Below are 19334 nucleotides of genomic sequence, written 5' to 3'. Positions count from 1 at the left end.
AGTTCTGCAAAGACTCTGGTAGTTTCGTATGTAGGTATGAAAACTCAGGAAGTAGAGGTAACACCAGTTCTTAGTATTCTATTGGAATCTGACAATCAGATGATTGATGAAGTAATGGTTGTTGCTTATGGTACAGCCAAAAAAAGTTCGTTTACGGGATCTGCTGCAACAATTAAAACAGAAAAAATTGCAGCTCGTCAGGCCGCAAATTTGACAAACGCTTTAGCTGGTCAGGTCGCTGGTGTGCAAACAACAAGTAATAACGGTCAGCCGGGTAAAGATGCAGAAGTTCGCATTCGTGGTATTGGTTCTATTTCTGCAAGCAACAAACCTTTGTATGTAGTGGACGGCGTTCCTTATGATGGTGAAATTTCTGCGATCAGTACTTCCGATATCGAGTCGATGACCGTATTGAAAGATGCAGCATCAAATGCTTTGTATGGTGCTCGTGGTGCCAACGGTGTTATTTTGGTTACAACAAAGAAAGGTAAAGTCGGTGAAGCTCGCATTCATTTTGATGCCAAATGGGGTGTTAACAAACGTGGTATTCCTTCTTATGAAACAGTAACGGATCCTGGTAAATTTTACGAATTGACTTATGCCTCTATTTACAACGGAGACTTGGGAAAACATCTGTCTAAAGGAGATTTAACGGCAGCAAATGCTTATGCCAATCAAGCGATGCTCTCTAGCTCTTATTTAGGATATCAGGTGTTCTCCATTCCTGGCGGAGAACAATTGATTGGTATGGATGGAAAATTAAATCCGAATGCAACTTTGGGTTATAGCGACGGTACATATTATTATAGACCGGATAACTGGACGGATGAATTGTTTGAAAACAATGCTCGTCAGGAGTATAATTTGAATGTTAGCGGTGCAACAGAGAAGATGAATTACTATATGTCTGCAGGTTATTTAAATGACCAGGGTATTGTTCCTAATTCGGGTTTTAAACGTTATAATGCTCGTTTAAAGGCTGACTACCAGGTTAAATCATGGTTGAAATTAGGAGGTAATGTATCGTTTACGCATTATGATAGTCGTGAACAGGATACAGAAGGCAGTACTTCGAATGGTAATGCTTTCTATGCCGCTAATATTATGGGGGCTATCTATCCGATGTATGTACGTGATGCATCCGGCAATATAATGTATGATAATCGTGGGTTCAAACGTTACGACTATGGTTCAGATACTAATTTTAGCCGTACTAATACTGTCCCAAATGCAAACCCGTTGGCTAGTTATATGTTGGATAAAAGAAATTATTCAGGTGATGTGGTTAGCGGTAAATGGTTTGCAGAGATCGATATTTGGAATGGTCTTAAGGCAAATGTCAATATAGGTGTGGATGCGAATAACATACGTATGAGGGATTTGGTAAATCCATTCTATGGACAATATTCAGAAACAAGCGGTGTGGGTGGTCTCATCAATACAGAGGCTAAACGATCTTTCAGTACAAACCAGCAATATTTATTGACTTATAATAAAACATTTAACGACATTCATAACGTGGATGTATTGGCTGGTCATGAAAATTATAATTATCAGTATTCTTATTTATATGGTAGCCGTGAAAAACTGTATAATCCGGATATTCCAGAATTGAATAATGGTATTTTGAATCAAAACAACTCCGGTTATTCTCAGAACTATGCAACAGAAGGTTGGTTGTTTCGTGTTCAGTATGATTATGATGGTAAATATTTTGGTTCTGCATCTTATCGCCGCGATGCTTCTTCTGCTTTTCATCCGGATAACCGTTGGGGTAACTTCTGGTCAATTGGTGCTGGTTGGTTGATGAACAAGGAAGCTTTTCTGGCAAATCAGAACTGGATTGATATGTTGAAGTTCAAAATTAGCTATGGTTTGCAGGGTAACGATAATCTGATGTATCAGGGTGGTTTGTATCGTAACTACTATCCGTATATGGATCAGTATACATTGGCAAACAGCAATGGAGACTTCTCCACATCCTTATATTATAAAGGAAACAAAGACATCACCTGGGAAACATCTCACAGTTTCAATACAGGATTCGATTTCAGTTTCTGGGGAGGAAAATTAAGCGGGTCCGCTGAATACTTCTCTCGTAAAACAACCGATATGCTTTACTTTAAACCGGTAGCTCCGTCAATGGGATATTCCCGTTATCCAGAGAATGTAGGTTCAATGATTAACCGCGGTGTAGAATTGGATTTGCATTCAAATATTATCAGTACAAAGGATTTTAGTTGGGATGTAAGTTTGAACCTGACTCATTTTAAAAATAAAGTATTGAAATTGGCTCCTGAATTAAATGGGCAGTTGATTGATGCTCCTCGTATTTATCGTGAAGGTGAATCCATGTATCAATATTATTTGCCTAAATATGTAGGAGTCAATTCTGAAACAGGTGAGCCAATGTGGGCTTTGAAAGAACCGGATGCAGAAGGAAATACAACTACAACATCTTACTCGGTAGCTACATCTAACCGTTTTGCATCCGGTGACATTTTGCCGAAGGTTTATGGTGGTTTCGGAACAAGTTTTGCTGCTTATGGATTTGATTTTTCAATCACTTTTGCATATCAGCTAGGTGGCCGTATCATGGACTATACTTATGGTGGGTTAATGTCCATTTCTGCAAAGGGGGCTGCTTATCATAAAGACATGTTGGATGCCTGGACTACTGAAAATAGAAATACAAATGTCCCTCGTATGAATGTGCAGGATAAGTTTACAGCATCTTTGACACAGGATCGTTGGTTGACAAGTTCTGATTATTTAAGTTTACAAAACATCACATTCGGTTATACGTTACCAAAATCGTGGACTCGTAAATTACAGATCGATGATGTTCGTTTGTATTTCGTAGCTGACAATGTTGCAATGTTGACTGCTCGTAAAGGGTTAGATCCACGTCAGGACTATTTGAAAGCTGAAAATGTTTATTCGCCAATCCGTACAATTTCAGGCGGAATTTCTTTGAATTTCTAATCCGTTAAATTGATTTTAAACTTATGAAGTTAACAAATAAATATTTAATGTTTGCAAGTGCCGCTTTCATGCTGGCCTCTTGTAATTTGGATAAATTTCCAGAAGGTCAATATGTAAGTGACGATCAGAAGGAAGATATTATCGACCAGAGACCGAATTTAATTACGGCAGAAGTAAATGCAATGGCTGCAACGCTGAATGTATTTGGTACTATTTCTGATGATGCAACCACTTATCATAATGATTATGGCATCGCTGCTGTTGCTCAATTTTACGAACAAAGCGGTCAGGATATGCCAGTTACAACATCCGGATATAACTGGTTCGGTTCAGCTCAGGATTTCTCAGACCGTATTTACACTAGTATCGGTGATGAATTAATTTGGAAAACGTATTACAATCATTTGAAGGCAGCCAATAATGTTTTATCGTTGACGGAAGGCTCTGAAGATGAATCTATGAAAATTTACCGTGGGCAAGCGTTTGCTTCACGTGCTTTCGATTATCTAAATTTAGCTCAGACCTATCAGTTTACTTATGCAGGTCATGAAAATGAACCTTGCGTTCCGATCATTACCGAATCGATGTCGGAAGAAGAACAGCAGAAGAATTCGCGTGCAACAGTTCAACAGGTTTATGATCAAATTATGAGTGACTTGAATCAGGCTATTGAATTATTAGCAGGTTACGACAATGGTTCAAACAAAGGTCAAATAGATGAAGCTGTTGCCTATGGTCTGCGAGCTCGTGCAAATCTATTGATGCAGAGGTGGGCTGATGCAGCCAAAGATGCAGAAAAAGCAATTGCAGGTGGATCTCCTCAGTCATTGGCTGAAGTTTCTAGACCTACATTCAATTCAGCTTCAGCCAATTCATGGTTATGGGCTGTTATGATTACTCCGGATAATGATGTGGTAACAACTGGTATTATCAACTGGCCTTCTCACTTGTGTTCTTTGACAGGTAACGGATATACGACATTGACAGGTGCATGGCGTTATGTCAGTGATAAATTGTATAACCAGATATCTGAAACCGATATCCGTAAACAATGGTTTGTTTCTCCGGACACAACATCTACATTGATTGATAATGAGTCGGTTGGAGGTGAATCTGTTGTGGACTATTTTGGATTAGCACCTTATGTAAATGTAAAGTTTGGTGCTTATCAGGATGTAATGGGGAATACGACAAACTCTCAGGACTGGCCGTTAATGCGTGTAGAAGAAATGATCTTCATTAAGGCTGAAGGTGAAGCTATGAGTGGAAACTTATCACGAGCTAAAACAACATTGGAAGAGTTTGTAAAGACTCATCGTGATCCGTCTTATACATGTAAGGTTACTTCTGCTCAGGAAATGCAAGATGAGATTTGGATGCAACGCCGTGTGGAACTTTGGGGTGAAGGTTTCGCTTTGTTTGATATTTTGCGTCTGAAAAAACCGATCGAACGTAAAGGAACAAACTATGAAGCTATTGTTCAGTACAATTTGGAACCGGAATCTCAGATTATGATCTATCGTATACCTCTGGGTGAAATTGAGTCTAATGAAGGTATTTCAGAAACTGATAATAACCCTGCAGCACCTCAACCTACTGTATAAGGTCGTTTTGGTATAATTAATAGAAGATGTTGTAAAAGCTCTGTCTGCCTAGCCACTCAAAGTTTTTACAACATCTTTTTTTATGGTAGATAAACCTGTTCTTTTCCTTGATTTATACATTAGGAGGTATAATATGCTAATACTATTTATCTTATGAATAATCTATAAAAGTCACATTTCAACAATTTTTCTTTCAAACAATAAAAAATAAATAGTCTCTTGTTTTGTTTTTAGAACCAAGTGAGTAAAAAAGGCTTTTTTGTATCCATTTTGGAAAGCTACTTCTTGTTTTTTGTTTTTTATGATTAGTAAGTCTCTTTTATCTTTGTAGGCTCATAGTAGAAATGAGTTTTCCGAATCGATTGTTTTTTAAGGCTGGATCGGGGTAGGATTTCGTCTTTTCGGAACTTAGGTAAATAAGTAATAACAAATTTTTAATTTGTCTTAGACATAAGAAAGAACTAATTATTGTTCCTTCGTGTTTCATTCAGAAAATAAATTATATATCATGGAAAAAGTAATTTATAACTTAGTGTTTAACCGTAAGAAGCAGTTAAACTCAGAGGGTAAAGCTTTGGTTCAGGTGGAGGCCTACTTGAACAAGCAGAAGAAGTATTTTTCGACAAAGGTTTATGTGAAGCCTTTTCAGTGGGATGCAAAGAGAAAAGCAGTAAAGAATCATCCTAATATGGAGTCTTTAAACCAGTATCTGACTAATTTTATTGCAGAATTAGAACAGCTGGAGCTTGAAATTGTGCATAGTGGCAAGGAATTTTCGTTGAATGATCTGAAAGAGAAACCTGAGGCAGGTCAGACTTCTTTTTCTCTGTTTATGAAAAATGAGATAACTCAGAGTAATCTGAAATTGTCAACATTGAAGAATCATTTTTCGACATTGCAGGTTCTGTCTTCTTTTAAAACAGATGTGAGTTTTAATGATTTGAGTTTTAATTTCCTTTGTGATTTTGAGCATTATATGTTGGTGAATAAATATCACCGGAATACGATAGCCAAACATATGAAGCATTTAAAACGTTATATAAACCTGGCTATCAACAAGGATCTGTTCGATTTGCACCGTTATCCTTTCCGTAAATACAAGATAAAGTATATGGAAAGCAAAAGAACTCATCTGACTCCGGAAGAACTGGGACAATTGGAAAGTTTAAACCTGAAAGGTCGCCGGACGTTGCAACGGACGTTGGATATGTTCCTGTTCAGCTGTTATACCGGACTTCGTTTTTCGGATATTGTCAGTATTACGAGGGAGAATTTTCTTATTATCGATGATAAAGTTTGGTTGATCTATTCATCAGTCAAAACAGATGTCAATGTTCGCTTGCCTCTGTTTTTGCTGTTTGACGGGAAATCTCTTCCTATTTATGAGCGCTATAAAAATAATCCGTGGACTTTGTTTGATATGCCGGCTTCCTCCAATTCAAACGTGAACAAGCAATTACGCCGAATTTGTAAGATGGCGGATATAGATAAGAAAGTTTCATTTCACACAGCACGACATACGAATGCTACATTATTATTATATAATGGTGCAAATATTACGACTGTGCAGAAACTTTTGGGGCACAAAAGTGTGCGTACGACGGAGATATACAGTAATATTATGGACATGACTGTCGTTCGTGATCTTTCGAGTTTGTCAAGTATTAAATGATATTGGGTAACGGCATTAGGGAACGTAGAGGAAATCAGAAGAATTTCCTGTGTTCTCTAATGTTTGTTTGACAAAATGTTATACTTACAATGGTGTTACTTCGGTATTAAGGCTGTATTGTTGTCTTTTTGTTATAAAAATCTGTTTTCTAACATTCGCTTGAATGAAAATTTTTACGCGGGTTATACTTTGAAAAGTAAATAAAATATACGACTTTTGTCTGCATGATGAATCAACCTTTAGCAGAAAGATTACGTCCGAAAACACTGGATGATTATATCGGACAGAAGCACCTTGTAGGGCAAGGAGCCGTGTTAAGGAAAATGATAGATGCAGGCCGTGTCCCTTCTTTTATTCTGTGGGGACCGCCGGGTGTGGGTAAGACTACACTGGCACAGATCATTTCCAATAAACTGGAGGCACCTTTTTATACATTGAGTGCTATCAGTTCGGGAGTGAAGGATGTGCGTGATGTGATTGAAAAGGCAAAAAGTAATCGCTTTTTCAATACGGTATCTCCTATTTTGTTTATTGATGAAATACATCGTTTTAGTAAATCCCAACAGGATTCTTTGCTGAATGCTGTAGAAACGGGGGTAGTTACATTGATCGGAGCGACAACGGAAAATCCATCTTTTGAAGTGATCCGTCCGTTATTATCGAGGTGTCAGGTCTATGTGCTCAAATCGTTGGATAAAAGTGATTTGCTTACATTGTTAAATCATGCGATCAAGGAGGATATCGTATTAAAGGAGAAGGATATTGTCCTGACAGAGACGGACGCCATGCTTCGTTATTCAGGTGGGGATGCCCGGAAATTACTGAATATACTGGAGCTGGTTATATCGGCAGAAGAAACGGATAAGATCGAGATAACGGATCAGAAAGTGGTAGACCGTTTACAGGAGAATCCGGCGGCATACGATAAAGGTGGAGAGATGCATTATGATATTATTTCTGCTTTTATCAAATCGATCAGGGGAAGCGACCCCGATGGGGCTATTTATTGGTTGGCACGTATGGTGGCAGGAGGGGAGGACCCTGAGTTTATAGCCCGGCGGTTGGTGATCTCGGCATCGGAAGATATAGGGTTGGCTAATCCGAATGCATTATTACTGGCAAATGCCTGTTTCGATGCCTTGAAGAAGATCGGTTGGCCCGAAGGACGGATCATCCTGGCTGAAACGACCATTTATCTGGCCAGTAGTCCTAAGAGTAATTCAGCCTATATGGCGATAAATGATGCATTGGCATTGGTTGAACGCACCGGGAATCTTCCTGTTCCGCTTCATTTGCGGAACGCTCCGACAGCTTTGATGAAGGAGTTGGATTATGGTAAAGAGTATAAATATGCACATGATTATAAGAACAACTTTGTAGAACAGGAATATTTGCCTAAAGAAGTGCTGAACCAGCGCTTTTGGAAAGGACAGAGTAACCCGGCTGAACAGAAACTGATCGAACAAATGAAGAAATTGTGGGGAGATCGGTTTTAGTAATTGACAATTCATAATTGAAACTAGAAAATTAACGGTATAAAAGACGGTGAGAATGATAAATATGTACCTTTTTGCTAATAATTTTCGGGTTTTGATTTTCAAATTTCAATTTAATTCGTACATTAGCCGCCTGTTTTCGAAAAACACGTTACTTAAATAATATATAACATTAAAAAGAAATTGATATGAAGAAGCACAATTTTTCTGCAGGACCTTCTATTCTGAGCGAATACACGATTAAGAATGCAGCAGCAGCTGTTGAGAATTTCGCAGGTACAGGGTTATCAATTCTTGAAGTATCTCATAGAAGTAAAGAATTTGTTGCAGTAAACGACGAGGCCAGAGCTTTGATCAAAGAGTTACTGGATGTGCCGGCTGGTTACGAAGTTGTATTTCTGGGTGGTGGTGCCAGCATGCAGTTTTGTATGGTTCCTTTTAACTTGTTGAACAAAAAAGCTTCTTATCTGGATACGGGGACATGGGCCTCTAATGCGATCAAGGAAGCTAAGTTATTCGGAGAAGTTGACGTTGTCGCTTCTTCAAAGGAAGCTAACTACACCTATATTCCTAAAGGTTATACGGTTGCAGAAGATTCGGACTATTTCCACTTTACATCTAATAATACGATCTATGGTACGGAAATGCGTTATGATCCCGATTTGAATGTACGTCTGGTTTCTGACATGTCTTCTGATATTTTCTCTCGTCCGATCGATATCTCTAAATATGATGTGATTTATGCCGGTGCACAGAAAAATCTGGCGCCTGCAGGTGTAACTCTGGCTATTGTGCGTACAGAAGCTTTAGGCCATGTAGACCGTGCTATTCCTACAATGCTGAATTACAATACGCACATCAAAAAAGATTCTATGTTCAACACTCCTCCTGTATTTCCGATCTTTGCAGCATTGCAAACATTGAAATGGTATAAAGAGTTGGGCGGTGTTGCTGTTATTGAAAAGATGAATCTTGAAAAAGCGGCTATCTTGTATGATGAGATCGACCGTAATAGATTGTTCAAAGGTACAGCTGCTGTAGAAGACCGTTCTATTATGAATGTTTGTTTCGTTATGAATGACGAATACAAAGAGCTGGAAGATGAATTCAACAAGTTCGCATCTGCTGCCGGTATGGTGGGCATCAAAGGACACCGTTCTGTCGGTGGTTTCCGTGCTTCTCTTTATAACGCTATGCCGAGGAGCAGTGTAGAAGCTTTGGTTGCAACAATGAAAGAATTTGAAAAACTACATTGATCCTATGACAAAAGTATTAGTTGCTACAGATAAACCTTTCGCTGCGATAGCAGTGAAAGGTATTCGTGAAGTGGTTGAAGGTGCAGGTTATGAATTGGCTCTTCTGGAAAAATACACGGATAAAAGTCAATTGCTGGATGCTGTTAAAGATGCAAATGCGGTGATCATCCGTAGTGATATCATCGATGCTCCGGTATTGGATGCCGCCAAAGATTTAAAGATCGTAGTTCGTGCCGGTGCCGGTTACGACAATGTGGATCTGGCTGCTGCGACAGCTCATAATGTATGCGTGATGAATACGCCGGGGCAGAACTCCAACGCTGTGGCTGAATTAGTTTTCGGTATGCTTGTATATGCTGTCCGGAACTTCTATAACGGGACATCCGGAACAGAGCTGATGGGAAAGAAACTAGGTATTCTGGCTTATGGTAATGTCGGCCGTAATGTGGCACGTATCGCTAAAGGCTTCGGTATGGATGTATATGCTTACGACGCATTCTGTCCGGCTGAAGTGATTGAAAAAGACGGTGTAAAAGCAGTTGCTTCTACAGCCGATCTGTTCAAGACTTGCCAGATTGTATCTCTTCATATTCCGGCAACAGCCGAAACAAAAGGTTCTATCAATTTTGAATTGATGAATTCGATGCCTAAAGGTGCTATCGTTGTGAATACAGCCCGTAAGGAAGTGATCGACGAGGCCGGTTTGGCAAAGATGATGGAAGAACGTCCTGATTTTAAATATATCACGGATATCAAGCCGGCTATCGATACCGATCTGGCTGCCAAATATCCGGACCGTTATTTCGGAACACCGAAGAAGATGGGGGCCCAGACTGCTGAGGCTAATATCAATGCCGGTATTGCTGCTGCAAAACAGATCGTTGATTTCCTGCAGAACGGTAACGAGAAATTCAGAGTCAATAAATAAGTTGACAGATGACAGTTGACAGTTGACAGATGGGCTTCGCGTTCCTATCATCCCCAACTGTCAACTGTCAACTGTCAATTGTCAACTGTTAAAACTATGGCAAAAATAAAACCATTCAAAGGTATCCGTCCACCGAAGGATTTAATAAAAGATGTAGCTTCGCGTCCTTATGATGTGCTTAACTCTGAAGAAGCGCGTGAAGAAGCAAAAGGTAACGAAAAATCATTATATCATATAATCAAACCGGAGATTGATTTTCCGCAGGGAACAGATGAACATGATCCGGCTGTCTATGAAAAGGCGGCAGAGAATTTTCAGAAATTCCAGGATAAAGGTTGGTTAGTCCAGGATCAGCAGGAACAATATTATGTTTATGCCCAGACGATGAACGGACGTACGCAGTACGGATTGGTTGTCTGCGCGTATGTCGATGATTATCTGAAAGGTAATATCAAAAAACATGAGTTGACCCGTCGCGATAAGGAGGAAGACCGTATGAAACATGTACGTGTCAATAATGCCAATATTGAGCCGGTATTCTTTGCCTACCCTGATAATGCGGAACTGGATGTTATTGTTAAGAAATATACGGCAAAAACTCCGGAATATGATTTCGTTGCAGAGTTGGATGGTTTCGGACATACATTCTGGATTATTGATGATAAGAATGATATTGCCCGTATCACGGAACTTTTCGAAGCAATGCCTTCCTTGTATATTGCAGACGGACATCACCGTTCGGCAGCTGCTGCTTTGGTGGGTGCGGAAAAGGCTAAGCAAAATCCGAATCACCGTGGAGATGAGGAATATAACTATTTTATGGCTGTCTGTTTCCCGGCAAATCAGTTGACTATTATCGATTACAACCGTGTGGTCAAAGATTTGAATGGATTGACGGAAGAAGAGTTCCTGAATAAACTAAAAGCTAATTTTATTGTAGAAGAGAAAGGTACGGAAATATATAAACCGACGGCTTTGCATAATTTTTCGCTTTATCTGGGTGGTAAATGGTATTCGTTGACTGCTAAACCTGGCACTTACGATGATAACGATCCGATCGGCGTATTGGATGTTACTATTTCTTCAAATCTGATCCTGAACGAAGTTTTAGGTATTAAAGACCTGCGCTCGGACAAACGTATAGACTTTGTTGGAGGTATCCGTGGATTGGGAGAATTGAAACGCCGTGTAGACAGTGGTGAAATGAAAGTGGCATTGGCCCTATATCCTGTAACTATGAAACAGTTGATGGATATAGCCGATACCGGAAATATCATGCCTCCTAAGACAACCTGGTTCGAACCGAAATTACGTTCGGGGCTGGTTATTCATAAATTGGTGTAAAAGCGGTTTGTCTGTAAAATAAATAAGAAAGCGAGTCTGTTTGTTATAAACACACTCGCTTTTATTATTTCTTGACTCTTTCAGAAACTTTGGCTCCCGTACTGGTGGAAATTCCCTGTAGCTCTACATATTCGACACTTAAAGGACTACCGGATTTGGTTTGTACATAGAGAGATTCCAGTATGGCCGGTTGATTGTCGATCGTTGTCATACAGACATATTTTGAATCCTGCTTGCAGATCTTTAGTTTTTTACCAGAATAGGCTGTCAGTGTCACTTCACTGAAATCGTCTCCTTCCGAAACCAGTTTGTATCCGTATGCCATCTTTCGTTGGAAATAACTTAAACCGTTGGTTTCTCCCGGCCGTTCTTCCCGGTTGACCCAGTAGACGTTGAGGGGAGTTTTAGTGTTCAGCTTGCCGTTTTCCAGATTCACATCGTAGCAGACCAGGTTTTTGTTGGTACTCCGGGCTATATGGAAAAGTCTTTCGCTTGTCGGATAGGTGTTCTCTTCCGGGTTACCTGCATATGAGGTCGCAATAAGGGTAAAAAACAGAATCGTTACGATTGATATTACCCTTTTTCCTGTATGACTGATTCTATTGCTATTTTTCATCTTTTATATTTGAGTGGCCAGATAAGTCATATATTCTTTGACACCTTTCTTATCGTCCGGTTCAGGACTCCATGATGCCATGTTTTCAGGATGTAGAGGGGCAAAAGGTCCCGGTTTCACCTCGTAGACAACTGTATCCGGTTCCAGGACCAGCAGGCAATGCCAGATACCGGGTTTGATTTCCGCACCATACGAACCGGCCAACGGGTCGAGTAGAACTTTTTCCGTAATATTCCCTTGGTCGTCGAAAATGAATACGACTGCTTTTCCGCGAAGTAGCAGGAATATCTCGTCTTTGTCGGGATTCAGGTGACGGTGCGGACGGATATAAGTGTCTGGTTCCATTGCATTCAGTAAACGATTGACCGGATCGTCCAACCGTTCGTGGAAGTTGTAATTCATACGGAGACGAGGCGATTGCTTTGCCTGTTCAGAAGTCTTGTCAAGTAGTTGTTTATCGATTATTTTCATGTTATGCAACAATTGTTTGTGGGACGAATGTACAAAATAAATTTTGTCTGTTATGCCGATAATCCGTACTTTTGTACGAAACCCTGAAAATCGGCTGCTTCATGAAACCCGTTATATACCGTCTTTGTCTGTTGATATTTATTCTGTCCCTAACAATTTCCTGTAGGCGGGGAGGGGAGGAAAAGGAGTTTGTTGTGGGTGTTTCCCATAGCTCTATTAACGATAGCTGGCGGAAAGCGATGATGCTGGATATGCAGGTGAAGGCTTCAGACTATCCGGGGATGACTCTTGATGTGAAGGACGCTGATGAAGATAATGATACTCAGATCAAACAAATTCGTGAGTTGATAAAAAAGCGGGTTGATCTTATTATTATTTCCGCCAATGAATCGGAACCTATAACAACGGCAGCTGTCGAAGCCTACCGGGCTGGAATTCCGACTATTATAATAGACCGAAAAATCTATTCGGAGGAATATACCACGTTCATCGGGGCGGATAATTACGAAATCGGTCGTGCTGCCGGGTTGTTTGTCAATTCCTTGCTGAAAAAAGAGAAGACGACAATCGTCGAAGTATGGGGGCGTGAAGGTTCCTCTTCTGCCCTTGACCGCCATAATGGATTTAGCGATGCTCTTATTCATAATAACAATGTAACTGTGAAAACCGTATATGGTCGCTGGCACAGGGATGAAGCAAAGGTTAATATTGCAGCATTGGGATCTTTTGAGAATATAGATATCGTGTATGCGCATAATGATCCGATGGCACTGGCTGCCCGGGAGGCGATTATGGAAGTCGATCCGCAAGCTGCGGAAAGGATCAAGTTTATCGGTATAGATGCTTTACCCGGTAAGGGGAAAGGGATTGAAGCGGTTCGCGACGGTTATCTGACCGCTTCATTTGTTTATCCTACAGGGGGGAGTACCGCTATAAAAGTAGCCTGGCAGATCCTGAACGGAATGCCTGTCTCCAAACATTATGCATTGACATCGGCCCTGATCGATAAGGATAATGCCGGAACCATCTATCTACAAACCGAACAATTGGCTGATTATCAGGATCAGATCGAGAAACAGCGCAATAATCTGGATAAGATGTTTTCGGAATATCGTTTCCTTCAAAATTCGGTCGGTCTGATCTTGTTGTTGCTGGGAATAGTGATCTTGCTGGCTCTCTATGTGATACATATCTTTCGTAAAGTACAACGAAAGAACCATGAGTTGAAACGAACGAACATACAGGTTGAACAGCAACGGGAAGAACTAGCTGTAGCGAACCGCAAGATCGAACAAGCTACAACACGAAAGTTACAGTTTTTTACCAATGTCTCCCATGAGATCAAAACACCGCTGACGCTGATACTTGGTCCGCTGAATAAGCTATCTAAAGAACTGCCTCCCGATTCGCCGATCGCAGATGACATACATCTGATAAAAAAGAATGCCGACCGCCTGAAACGGGTTGTCAGCCAGTTGCTCGATTTCCGTAAGGTCGAGAGTAATAAAATGAATATGCGGGTAACGGAAATAGACCTGGTTGTTTTTATAGAGGATGTCAAGTCTTATTTTGAGACGATGGCGCAAAGTAAGCAGATACAATATACTTTTCAGCACGATGTATCGTCTGTACGCCTTTGGGTAGATACGGATAAAATGGAAAAGATTCTGGCCAACCTGCTGTCGAATGCCTTTAAGTTTACGCCTGATGGCGGAACTATTACGATCCGTTTACAGGATCATGCCGGGTATGTGACACTTTCGGTAGAAGATAACGGGAAAGGGATCCAGCCTCAGAATCTCTCTGCTGTTTTCGATCAGTTCTTTACCGGCGATAACCTTACCGGAACGGGTATCGGACTGCATCTGACCCATGAGTTTGTGAGTATGCACAAAGGCAGTATTCATGTGGAAAGCGAACCGGGAAAACGCACTGTCTTTTTTGTCGAGTTACCCAAAGGAAAATCTCATTTTGATGAAACCTGCACGTTTGCCCCTTCCGTCACCGAGCTGTCGAGCGGGGTAGCTAATCTGGACACCCGCGAGATGGACGAGATCGTGAACCGGACATATGATTATACGATCCTGGTCGTTGAAGACGATCCGGATATCAATGCTTACCTGCAGAAAGAACTGAAATCGAATTTCCGTATCCTGACGGCTGTAAATGGAGTCGTAGCTATCGATATTCTGGCAAAGGAAAATATATCTCTGGTCATAAGTGATGTGATGATGCCAGAAATGAATGGTTATGAACTGTGTAAACAGGTTAAATCGAATATCGCATTCAGTCATATCCCGGTTATATTGCTGACTGCCTTGTCTGATGATAAGCAGCGGATGTACGGTATTGCCAGCGGTGCCGACGAATTTATCCAGAAACCTTTCAATATCGAAGAACTGAAACTTCGTATCGTCCGCCTGTTGGAAGAGCGTGCCCGGTTGAGGAATGCCTTTACGCAGGAACTTCAGTCGCCTGCCATTTCCAACCTGAAAATAGGCAAAACGGAAAGTATGGATGATTTATTTATGCGTAAGTTTATAGCTTTGATCGAAGAGTCTTATCCTGATTCTGATTTCAGTATAGAGAAAGCGAGTGATATGCTGGGGTTGTCGCGTGTGCACCTTTACCGGAAAGTAAAGGAACTGACCGGTGTCACGCCAACCGACTTTCTCCGTAACTATCGTTTGAAACGTGCAGCAGCCTTATTGAGGGAGAAAGGTCGCAATGTGAATGAAGTAGCTTATGCTACCGGTTTTAGTTCTCCTCCTTATTTTTCCAAATGTTTTAAAGCGGCCTATAACATTACACCTACCGAATACCAGGAAAAGGAATAACAATTGTTACATACGTGTAACGTGAGTATAATCTCTCTGTAAATAACTCTTTTATGTAACGAGGATTATTCTTTTTGTAGCATGTGTTATCGTTTGTCTCCATTGTATCCTCTAGTTTTGCATCATCGAAAACTAAGGGAAAAGAAAATCTTATATTATAAAGAATTAGTAGACCATGGAACAGATAAAGCAACAAAACAAAAGACCGGTAGTAGTCGGTATAGGTGAACTTTTATGGGATTTACTTCCCACCGGTAAAACAGCAGGTGGTGCACCTATTAATTTTGTTTACCATGCATCCCGTCTGGGAGCAGAGGGATATGCTGTCAGTGCCATTGGTGATGATGAGGATGGAGTAGATATCTTGAAAGAACTGGATAAAAACTCTATTCAATACCTGATCGAAAAAGTCCCTTATCCTACAGGAACAGTCAAAGTAGAACTGAAGGAAGACGGGATACCGGAATATACGATTACAGAACGTGTTGCCTGGGATCATATGTCGCCCACATCGGATGCAGTCGATCTGGCAGAGCGGGCGGATGCCATTTGTTTCGGAGCATTGGCACAACGTTCGACACAGTCGCGTGAAACTATTCAGGCCATCCTGTCATTTGCTCCGGATACAGCCTATCGTTTGTTCGATATAAATCTGCGTCAGCATTATTATAATAAAGGATTGATAGAAGAATCGTTATATCTCTCCAATGTCCTGAAGATGAATAGCGATGAGATGAATCAGTTGAAAGAACTATTCGGACTGAACGGGACAGAAGATGAAATAGCAGCCTGGTTTATGGAGAAATATAACCTGAAAATGGTTGTCCTTACCGCAGGAGCTTCTTACAGTACGGTTTATACTCCGGATGAAGTTTCAACATTACCTATACCGGAAGTAGAGGTAGTCGATACGGTAGGTGCAGGAGATGCATTTTCAGCCGCTTTGATCATGTCGTTGCTCAATGGCGGTACATTGAAAGATGCCCACAGATATGCTGTGAAGATTGCGGCCTTCGTATGTTCCAGCAAAGGAGCATGGCCGGCTTACGAATAAGAAAGATAATTCATGTATGTATAGGTTTTTATAGTTTAAGGCAAAAAGATGGTTAGTTTTTAGGTTTTTAGTTTAGGTTGGTGAAAGCCCGGAATATCCGGGCTTTTTTATATTTACAGGTAACAAAAGAAAAGGGACATCCGTGATGGATATCCCTTTTGTATTTAGCCGAATAGCTTATTAATATTGTCTTTCCAGTAACCATGCATCCTGGAAGTCAGGAGCATACTTTGCTTTGATAGCATCGCGGCTGTCGGCTGCATCAGCTTTATCATCGAAGCTGGCAACGATTACACGCAACATACCTTGTTCGTTTTCACCTAATACCGCATTGTAGCCTGCATTCTGCATACGCTCTTTCAAAGAGTAAGCATTTGTCTTGTTTTTGAAGCTACCGATAACAACACTGTAGCGTTTCAGACGGCTGGCGTCTTCACCCTGTGCAGCGCTGATTCTTTCCGAGCGAGTCGTTGCCGTAGAAGTTCTGGGTTTAGAAACCGGTGCAACTTCTTCAACAATCTCTTCTTCTTGTTCTACTACCTCAACAGGAGCTGTAGATTCTTTTTCTTTGGCTTGTTCGTAAGCAGCCTTATAAGCACTCTGTTTAGGTTTACATGAGCCGAATGCTAATACCATACTTATAGCGGCTCCAAATAACCAAATCTTATTCATACTGTTCAGTTCTTAAATTACTTGTGCAAAGATATAAATTATATTTACTAATTTCGCACACAGAATATAATATATTATAATGTACATGAATAAATCTATTGCAACAATGGTTATGGCAACATCCGTATTACTAGGTGCTTGTAATCAGGAAGCTAAGAAAGCAGAAGACACAAAACCGGTTATCGGACGTTCGGAAATCAAAATTGCCGACGGTCGGATGACGCCCGAAGCTCTTTGGGCCATGGGACGTATCGGAGGAATGAATGTTTCGCCCGACGGACAAAAAGTAGTTTACACCGTAGCTTATTACAGTGTACCTCTCAACACCAGCAACCGTGAAGTATTCGTTATGAATGCCGACGGATCTGATAACAAACAGATTACGCACACTCCTTTTTCGGAGAACGAAGCGACCTGGATCAAAGGAGGCAAGAAGATCGCTTTCCTTTCCGGTGAAAGTGGCAGTAGCCAGCTTTGGGAAATGAATCCGGACGGGACCGAACGCCGCCAGTTGTCGAACTACGACGGCGATATCGAAGGTTTCGCTTTCTCACCGGATGAGAAGAAGGTTTTGTTTATCTCTCAGGTGAAGACCGTACCGAGTACAAAAGATAAATATCCGGATCTGGACAAAGCGACCGGTATTATCGTGACCGACCTGATGTACAAGCATTGGGATGAATGGGTGACAACGGCTCCGCATCCGTTTATTGCCGACTTCGACGGAAATAAAGTGGGTAGCCCGATCGATGTGCTGGAGGGCGAACCGTTTGAATCGCCGATGAAACCTTTCGGTGGTATCGAACAGTTGGCATGGAACACCACTTCCGATAAAGTAGCCTATACCTGTCGTAAGAAAACGGGTAAGGAATATGCTATTTCTACCAACTCGGATATTTATGTGTATGACCTGAATACAAAGCAGACGGTCAATATCAGTGAGGGAATCATGGGATATGATACGAATCCGCAGTATTCGCCTGATGGTAAATATATTGCCTGGCAGAGTATGGAACGTGACGGCTACGAAGCCGATCAGAACCGCCTGATGGTAATGAACCTGGAAACTGGTGAAAAGACATTTGTCAGCAAGGACTTCGACTCCAATGTGGACGGTTTCTGTTGGAGTGCCGATGCGCGTTCAATCTATTTTACCGGTGTATGGCATGGTGAATCGCAGGTATATAAGATCGATCTGAATGACGGTTATAAATTGACAGCACTGACTTCCGGTATGTATGACTATGACTCTGTCAACCTGCTGGGGGAAAATAAGTTGATCGCTAAACGCCATTCCATGAGCATGGGAGATGAGATCTATACGATCGACCTGGCAGATAATAATAAGGTGACTCAACTGACGACTGAAAACAAGCAGATTTACGATCAGCTGGAGATGGGTAAGGTGGAAGGACGCTGGATGAAGACAACCGACGGCAAGCAGATGCTTACCTGGGTGATTTATCCGCCTCATTTCGATCCGAACAAGAAATACCCGACTTTGCTGTTCTGTGAAGGTGGTCCCCAGAGTCCGGTCAGCCAGTTTTGGTCTTACCGTTGGAATTTCCAGATCATGGCAGCCAACGATTATATTATCGTGGCCCCGAACCGTCGCGGTCTTCCGGGCTTCGGTATGGAATGGAACGAACAGATCAGCGGCGATTACGGCGGCCAGTGCATGAAAGACTATTTCACGGCTATCGATGAAATGGCGAAAGAACCGTATGTCGATAACGACCGCCTGGGTTGTGTCGGTGCCAGCTTCGGAGGCTTCTCTGTTTACTGGTTAGCCGGTCATCACGATAAACGTTTCAAAGCATTCATTGCTCATGACGGTATCTTCAATATGGAAATGCAATATCTGGAAACAGAAGAAATGTGGTTTGCCAACTGGGATATGGGGGGCGCTTACTGGGAAAAGAATAATCCGGTGGCTCAACGTACATTTGCCAATTCTCCGCATCGCTTTGTCGATAAATGGGATACGCCTATTTTATGTATCCACGGTGAAAAAGATTACCGTATCCTTGCCGGTCAGGGGATGGCTGCTTTCAATGCTGCCGTACTTCGTGGCATTCCTGCCGAACTGTTGATCTACCCGGATGAAAACCACTGGGTATTGAAACCGCAGAACGGTGTATTGTGGCAGCGCACATTCTTCGAATGGCTGGATAAGTGGGTGAAGAAGTAAAATAAAGGTAGAAGGATATTTAGTACTTCTACGTTTTCAATATAAGGATTGCTTCGGTCTTCTGTAAGAAATTGCAGATGACCGAAGCAATCCTTTTTTTATTTGTTTTCTTTGAAATGTCATGAAATACATGTTATTTCGAATAACTATGTTAAAACTCCCCTGAATTTGTACTAAACTTCTCCAATCTGATACCATATGTCAGATA

General features: G+C 41.3%; 13 protein-coding genes. 10 read left to right on the top strand and 3 right to left on the bottom strand.

Features of this window, described 5'->3' with window-relative positions:
• The first annotated feature begins 15 nt into the window (after nucleotides 1–15).
• The 7 genes from DWW23_RS24440 to DWW23_RS24410 all read left to right on the top strand — a co-directional run bounded on the left by DWW23_RS24440 (nucleotide 16) and on the right by DWW23_RS24410 (nucleotide 11285).
• On the top strand, nucleotides 16–2985 hold the full coding sequence (locus DWW23_RS24440; RefSeq protein WP_122357036.1) for a TonB-dependent receptor: 2970 nt from the start codon (nucleotides 16–18) through the stop codon (nucleotides 2983–2985).
• Nucleotides 2986–3008: 23 nt separating this feature from the next.
• Nucleotides 3009–4589 (top strand): RagB/SusD family nutrient uptake outer membrane protein, encoded by a 1581-nt coding sequence (locus tag DWW23_RS24435; protein WP_122357034.1) that lies wholly within the window; start codon nucleotides 3009–3011, stop codon nucleotides 4587–4589.
• Nucleotides 4590–5097: 508 nt separating this feature from the next.
• Entirely contained in the window at nucleotides 5098–6261 is a 1164-nt protein-coding gene (locus DWW23_RS24430) for a site-specific integrase (protein WP_122357032.1), read from the top strand.
• 224 nt (nucleotides 6262–6485) lie between these two features.
• Nucleotides 6486–7757: a replication-associated recombination protein A gene (locus DWW23_RS24425; protein WP_199664176.1), complete on the top strand. Its 1272-nt coding sequence runs from the start codon at nucleotides 6486–6488 to the stop codon at nucleotides 7755–7757.
• Between the two features lie 188 nt (nucleotides 7758–7945).
• The gene (gene serC, locus DWW23_RS24420; protein ID WP_122357030.1) at nucleotides 7946–9013 is read left to right on the top strand and encodes a 3-phosphoserine/phosphohydroxythreonine transaminase; all 1068 of its coding nucleotides are present in this window, start codon (nucleotides 7946–7948) and stop codon (nucleotides 9011–9013) included.
• A 4-nt stretch (nucleotides 9014–9017) separates the two neighbouring features.
• Nucleotides 9018–9941 carry an NAD(P)-dependent oxidoreductase gene (locus DWW23_RS24415; RefSeq protein WP_122357040.1) on the top strand — a complete coding sequence of 308 codons (924 nt, stop codon included), beginning with the start codon at nucleotides 9018–9020 and terminating at the stop codon, nucleotides 9939–9941.
• Nucleotides 9942–10037: 96 nt separating this feature from the next.
• Nucleotides 10038–11285 carry a DUF1015 domain-containing protein gene (locus tag DWW23_RS24410; protein WP_122357028.1) on the top strand — a complete coding sequence of 416 codons (1248 nt, stop codon included), beginning with the start codon at nucleotides 10038–10040 and terminating at the stop codon, nucleotides 11283–11285.
• Between the two features lie 64 nt (nucleotides 11286–11349).
• On the opposite strand, the gene DWW23_RS24405 is transcribed toward DWW23_RS24410, so the two are convergent.
• Nucleotides 11350–11901, bottom strand: coding sequence for a DUF4833 domain-containing protein (locus DWW23_RS24405; protein WP_122357026.1), 552 nt, complete (start codon nucleotides 11899–11901; stop codon nucleotides 11350–11352).
• A gap of 3 nt (nucleotides 11902–11904) precedes the next feature.
• Nucleotides 11905–12372: a WbuC family cupin fold metalloprotein gene (locus DWW23_RS24400; protein ID WP_122357024.1), complete on the bottom strand. Its 468-nt coding sequence runs from the start codon at nucleotides 12370–12372 to the stop codon at nucleotides 11905–11907.
• Nucleotides 12373–12473: 101 nt separating this feature from the next.
• On the opposite strand from DWW23_RS24400, the gene DWW23_RS24395 reads away from it, so the two are divergent.
• Complete coding sequence (locus DWW23_RS24395) at nucleotides 12474–15209, top strand: substrate-binding domain-containing protein (RefSeq protein WP_122357038.1); 2736 nt, start codon at nucleotides 12474–12476, stop codon at nucleotides 15207–15209.
• Between the two features lie 175 nt (nucleotides 15210–15384).
• Nucleotides 15385–16263: a carbohydrate kinase gene (locus DWW23_RS24390; RefSeq protein ID WP_122357022.1), complete on the top strand. Its 879-nt coding sequence runs from the start codon at nucleotides 15385–15387 to the stop codon at nucleotides 16261–16263.
• A 180-nt stretch (nucleotides 16264–16443) separates the two neighbouring features.
• On the opposite strand, the gene DWW23_RS24385 is transcribed toward DWW23_RS24390, so the two are convergent.
• Nucleotides 16444–16935, bottom strand: coding sequence for an SPOR domain-containing protein (locus tag DWW23_RS24385; RefSeq protein ID WP_007652658.1), 492 nt, complete (start codon nucleotides 16933–16935; stop codon nucleotides 16444–16446).
• An 85-nt stretch (nucleotides 16936–17020) separates the two neighbouring features.
• Here DWW23_RS24385 and DWW23_RS24380 point away from each other — a divergent pair, with 85 nt between their 5' ends.
• Nucleotides 17021–19126 (top strand): S9 family peptidase, encoded by a 2106-nt coding sequence (locus DWW23_RS24380; RefSeq protein ID WP_199664175.1) that lies wholly within the window; start codon nucleotides 17021–17023, stop codon nucleotides 19124–19126.
• The last annotated feature ends 208 nt before the right edge of the window (nucleotides 19127–19334 follow it).

Origin of the sequence: Parabacteroides sp. AF14-59, from assembly GCF_003479515.1 — a bacterium.
In the GTDB taxonomy this organism is placed as follows: domain Bacteria; phylum Bacteroidota; class Bacteroidia; order Bacteroidales; family Tannerellaceae; genus Parabacteroides; species Parabacteroides faecis.
Note: the sequence above shows the minus strand (reverse complement) of the source record. Positions and strands in the feature narration are given on the sequence as shown.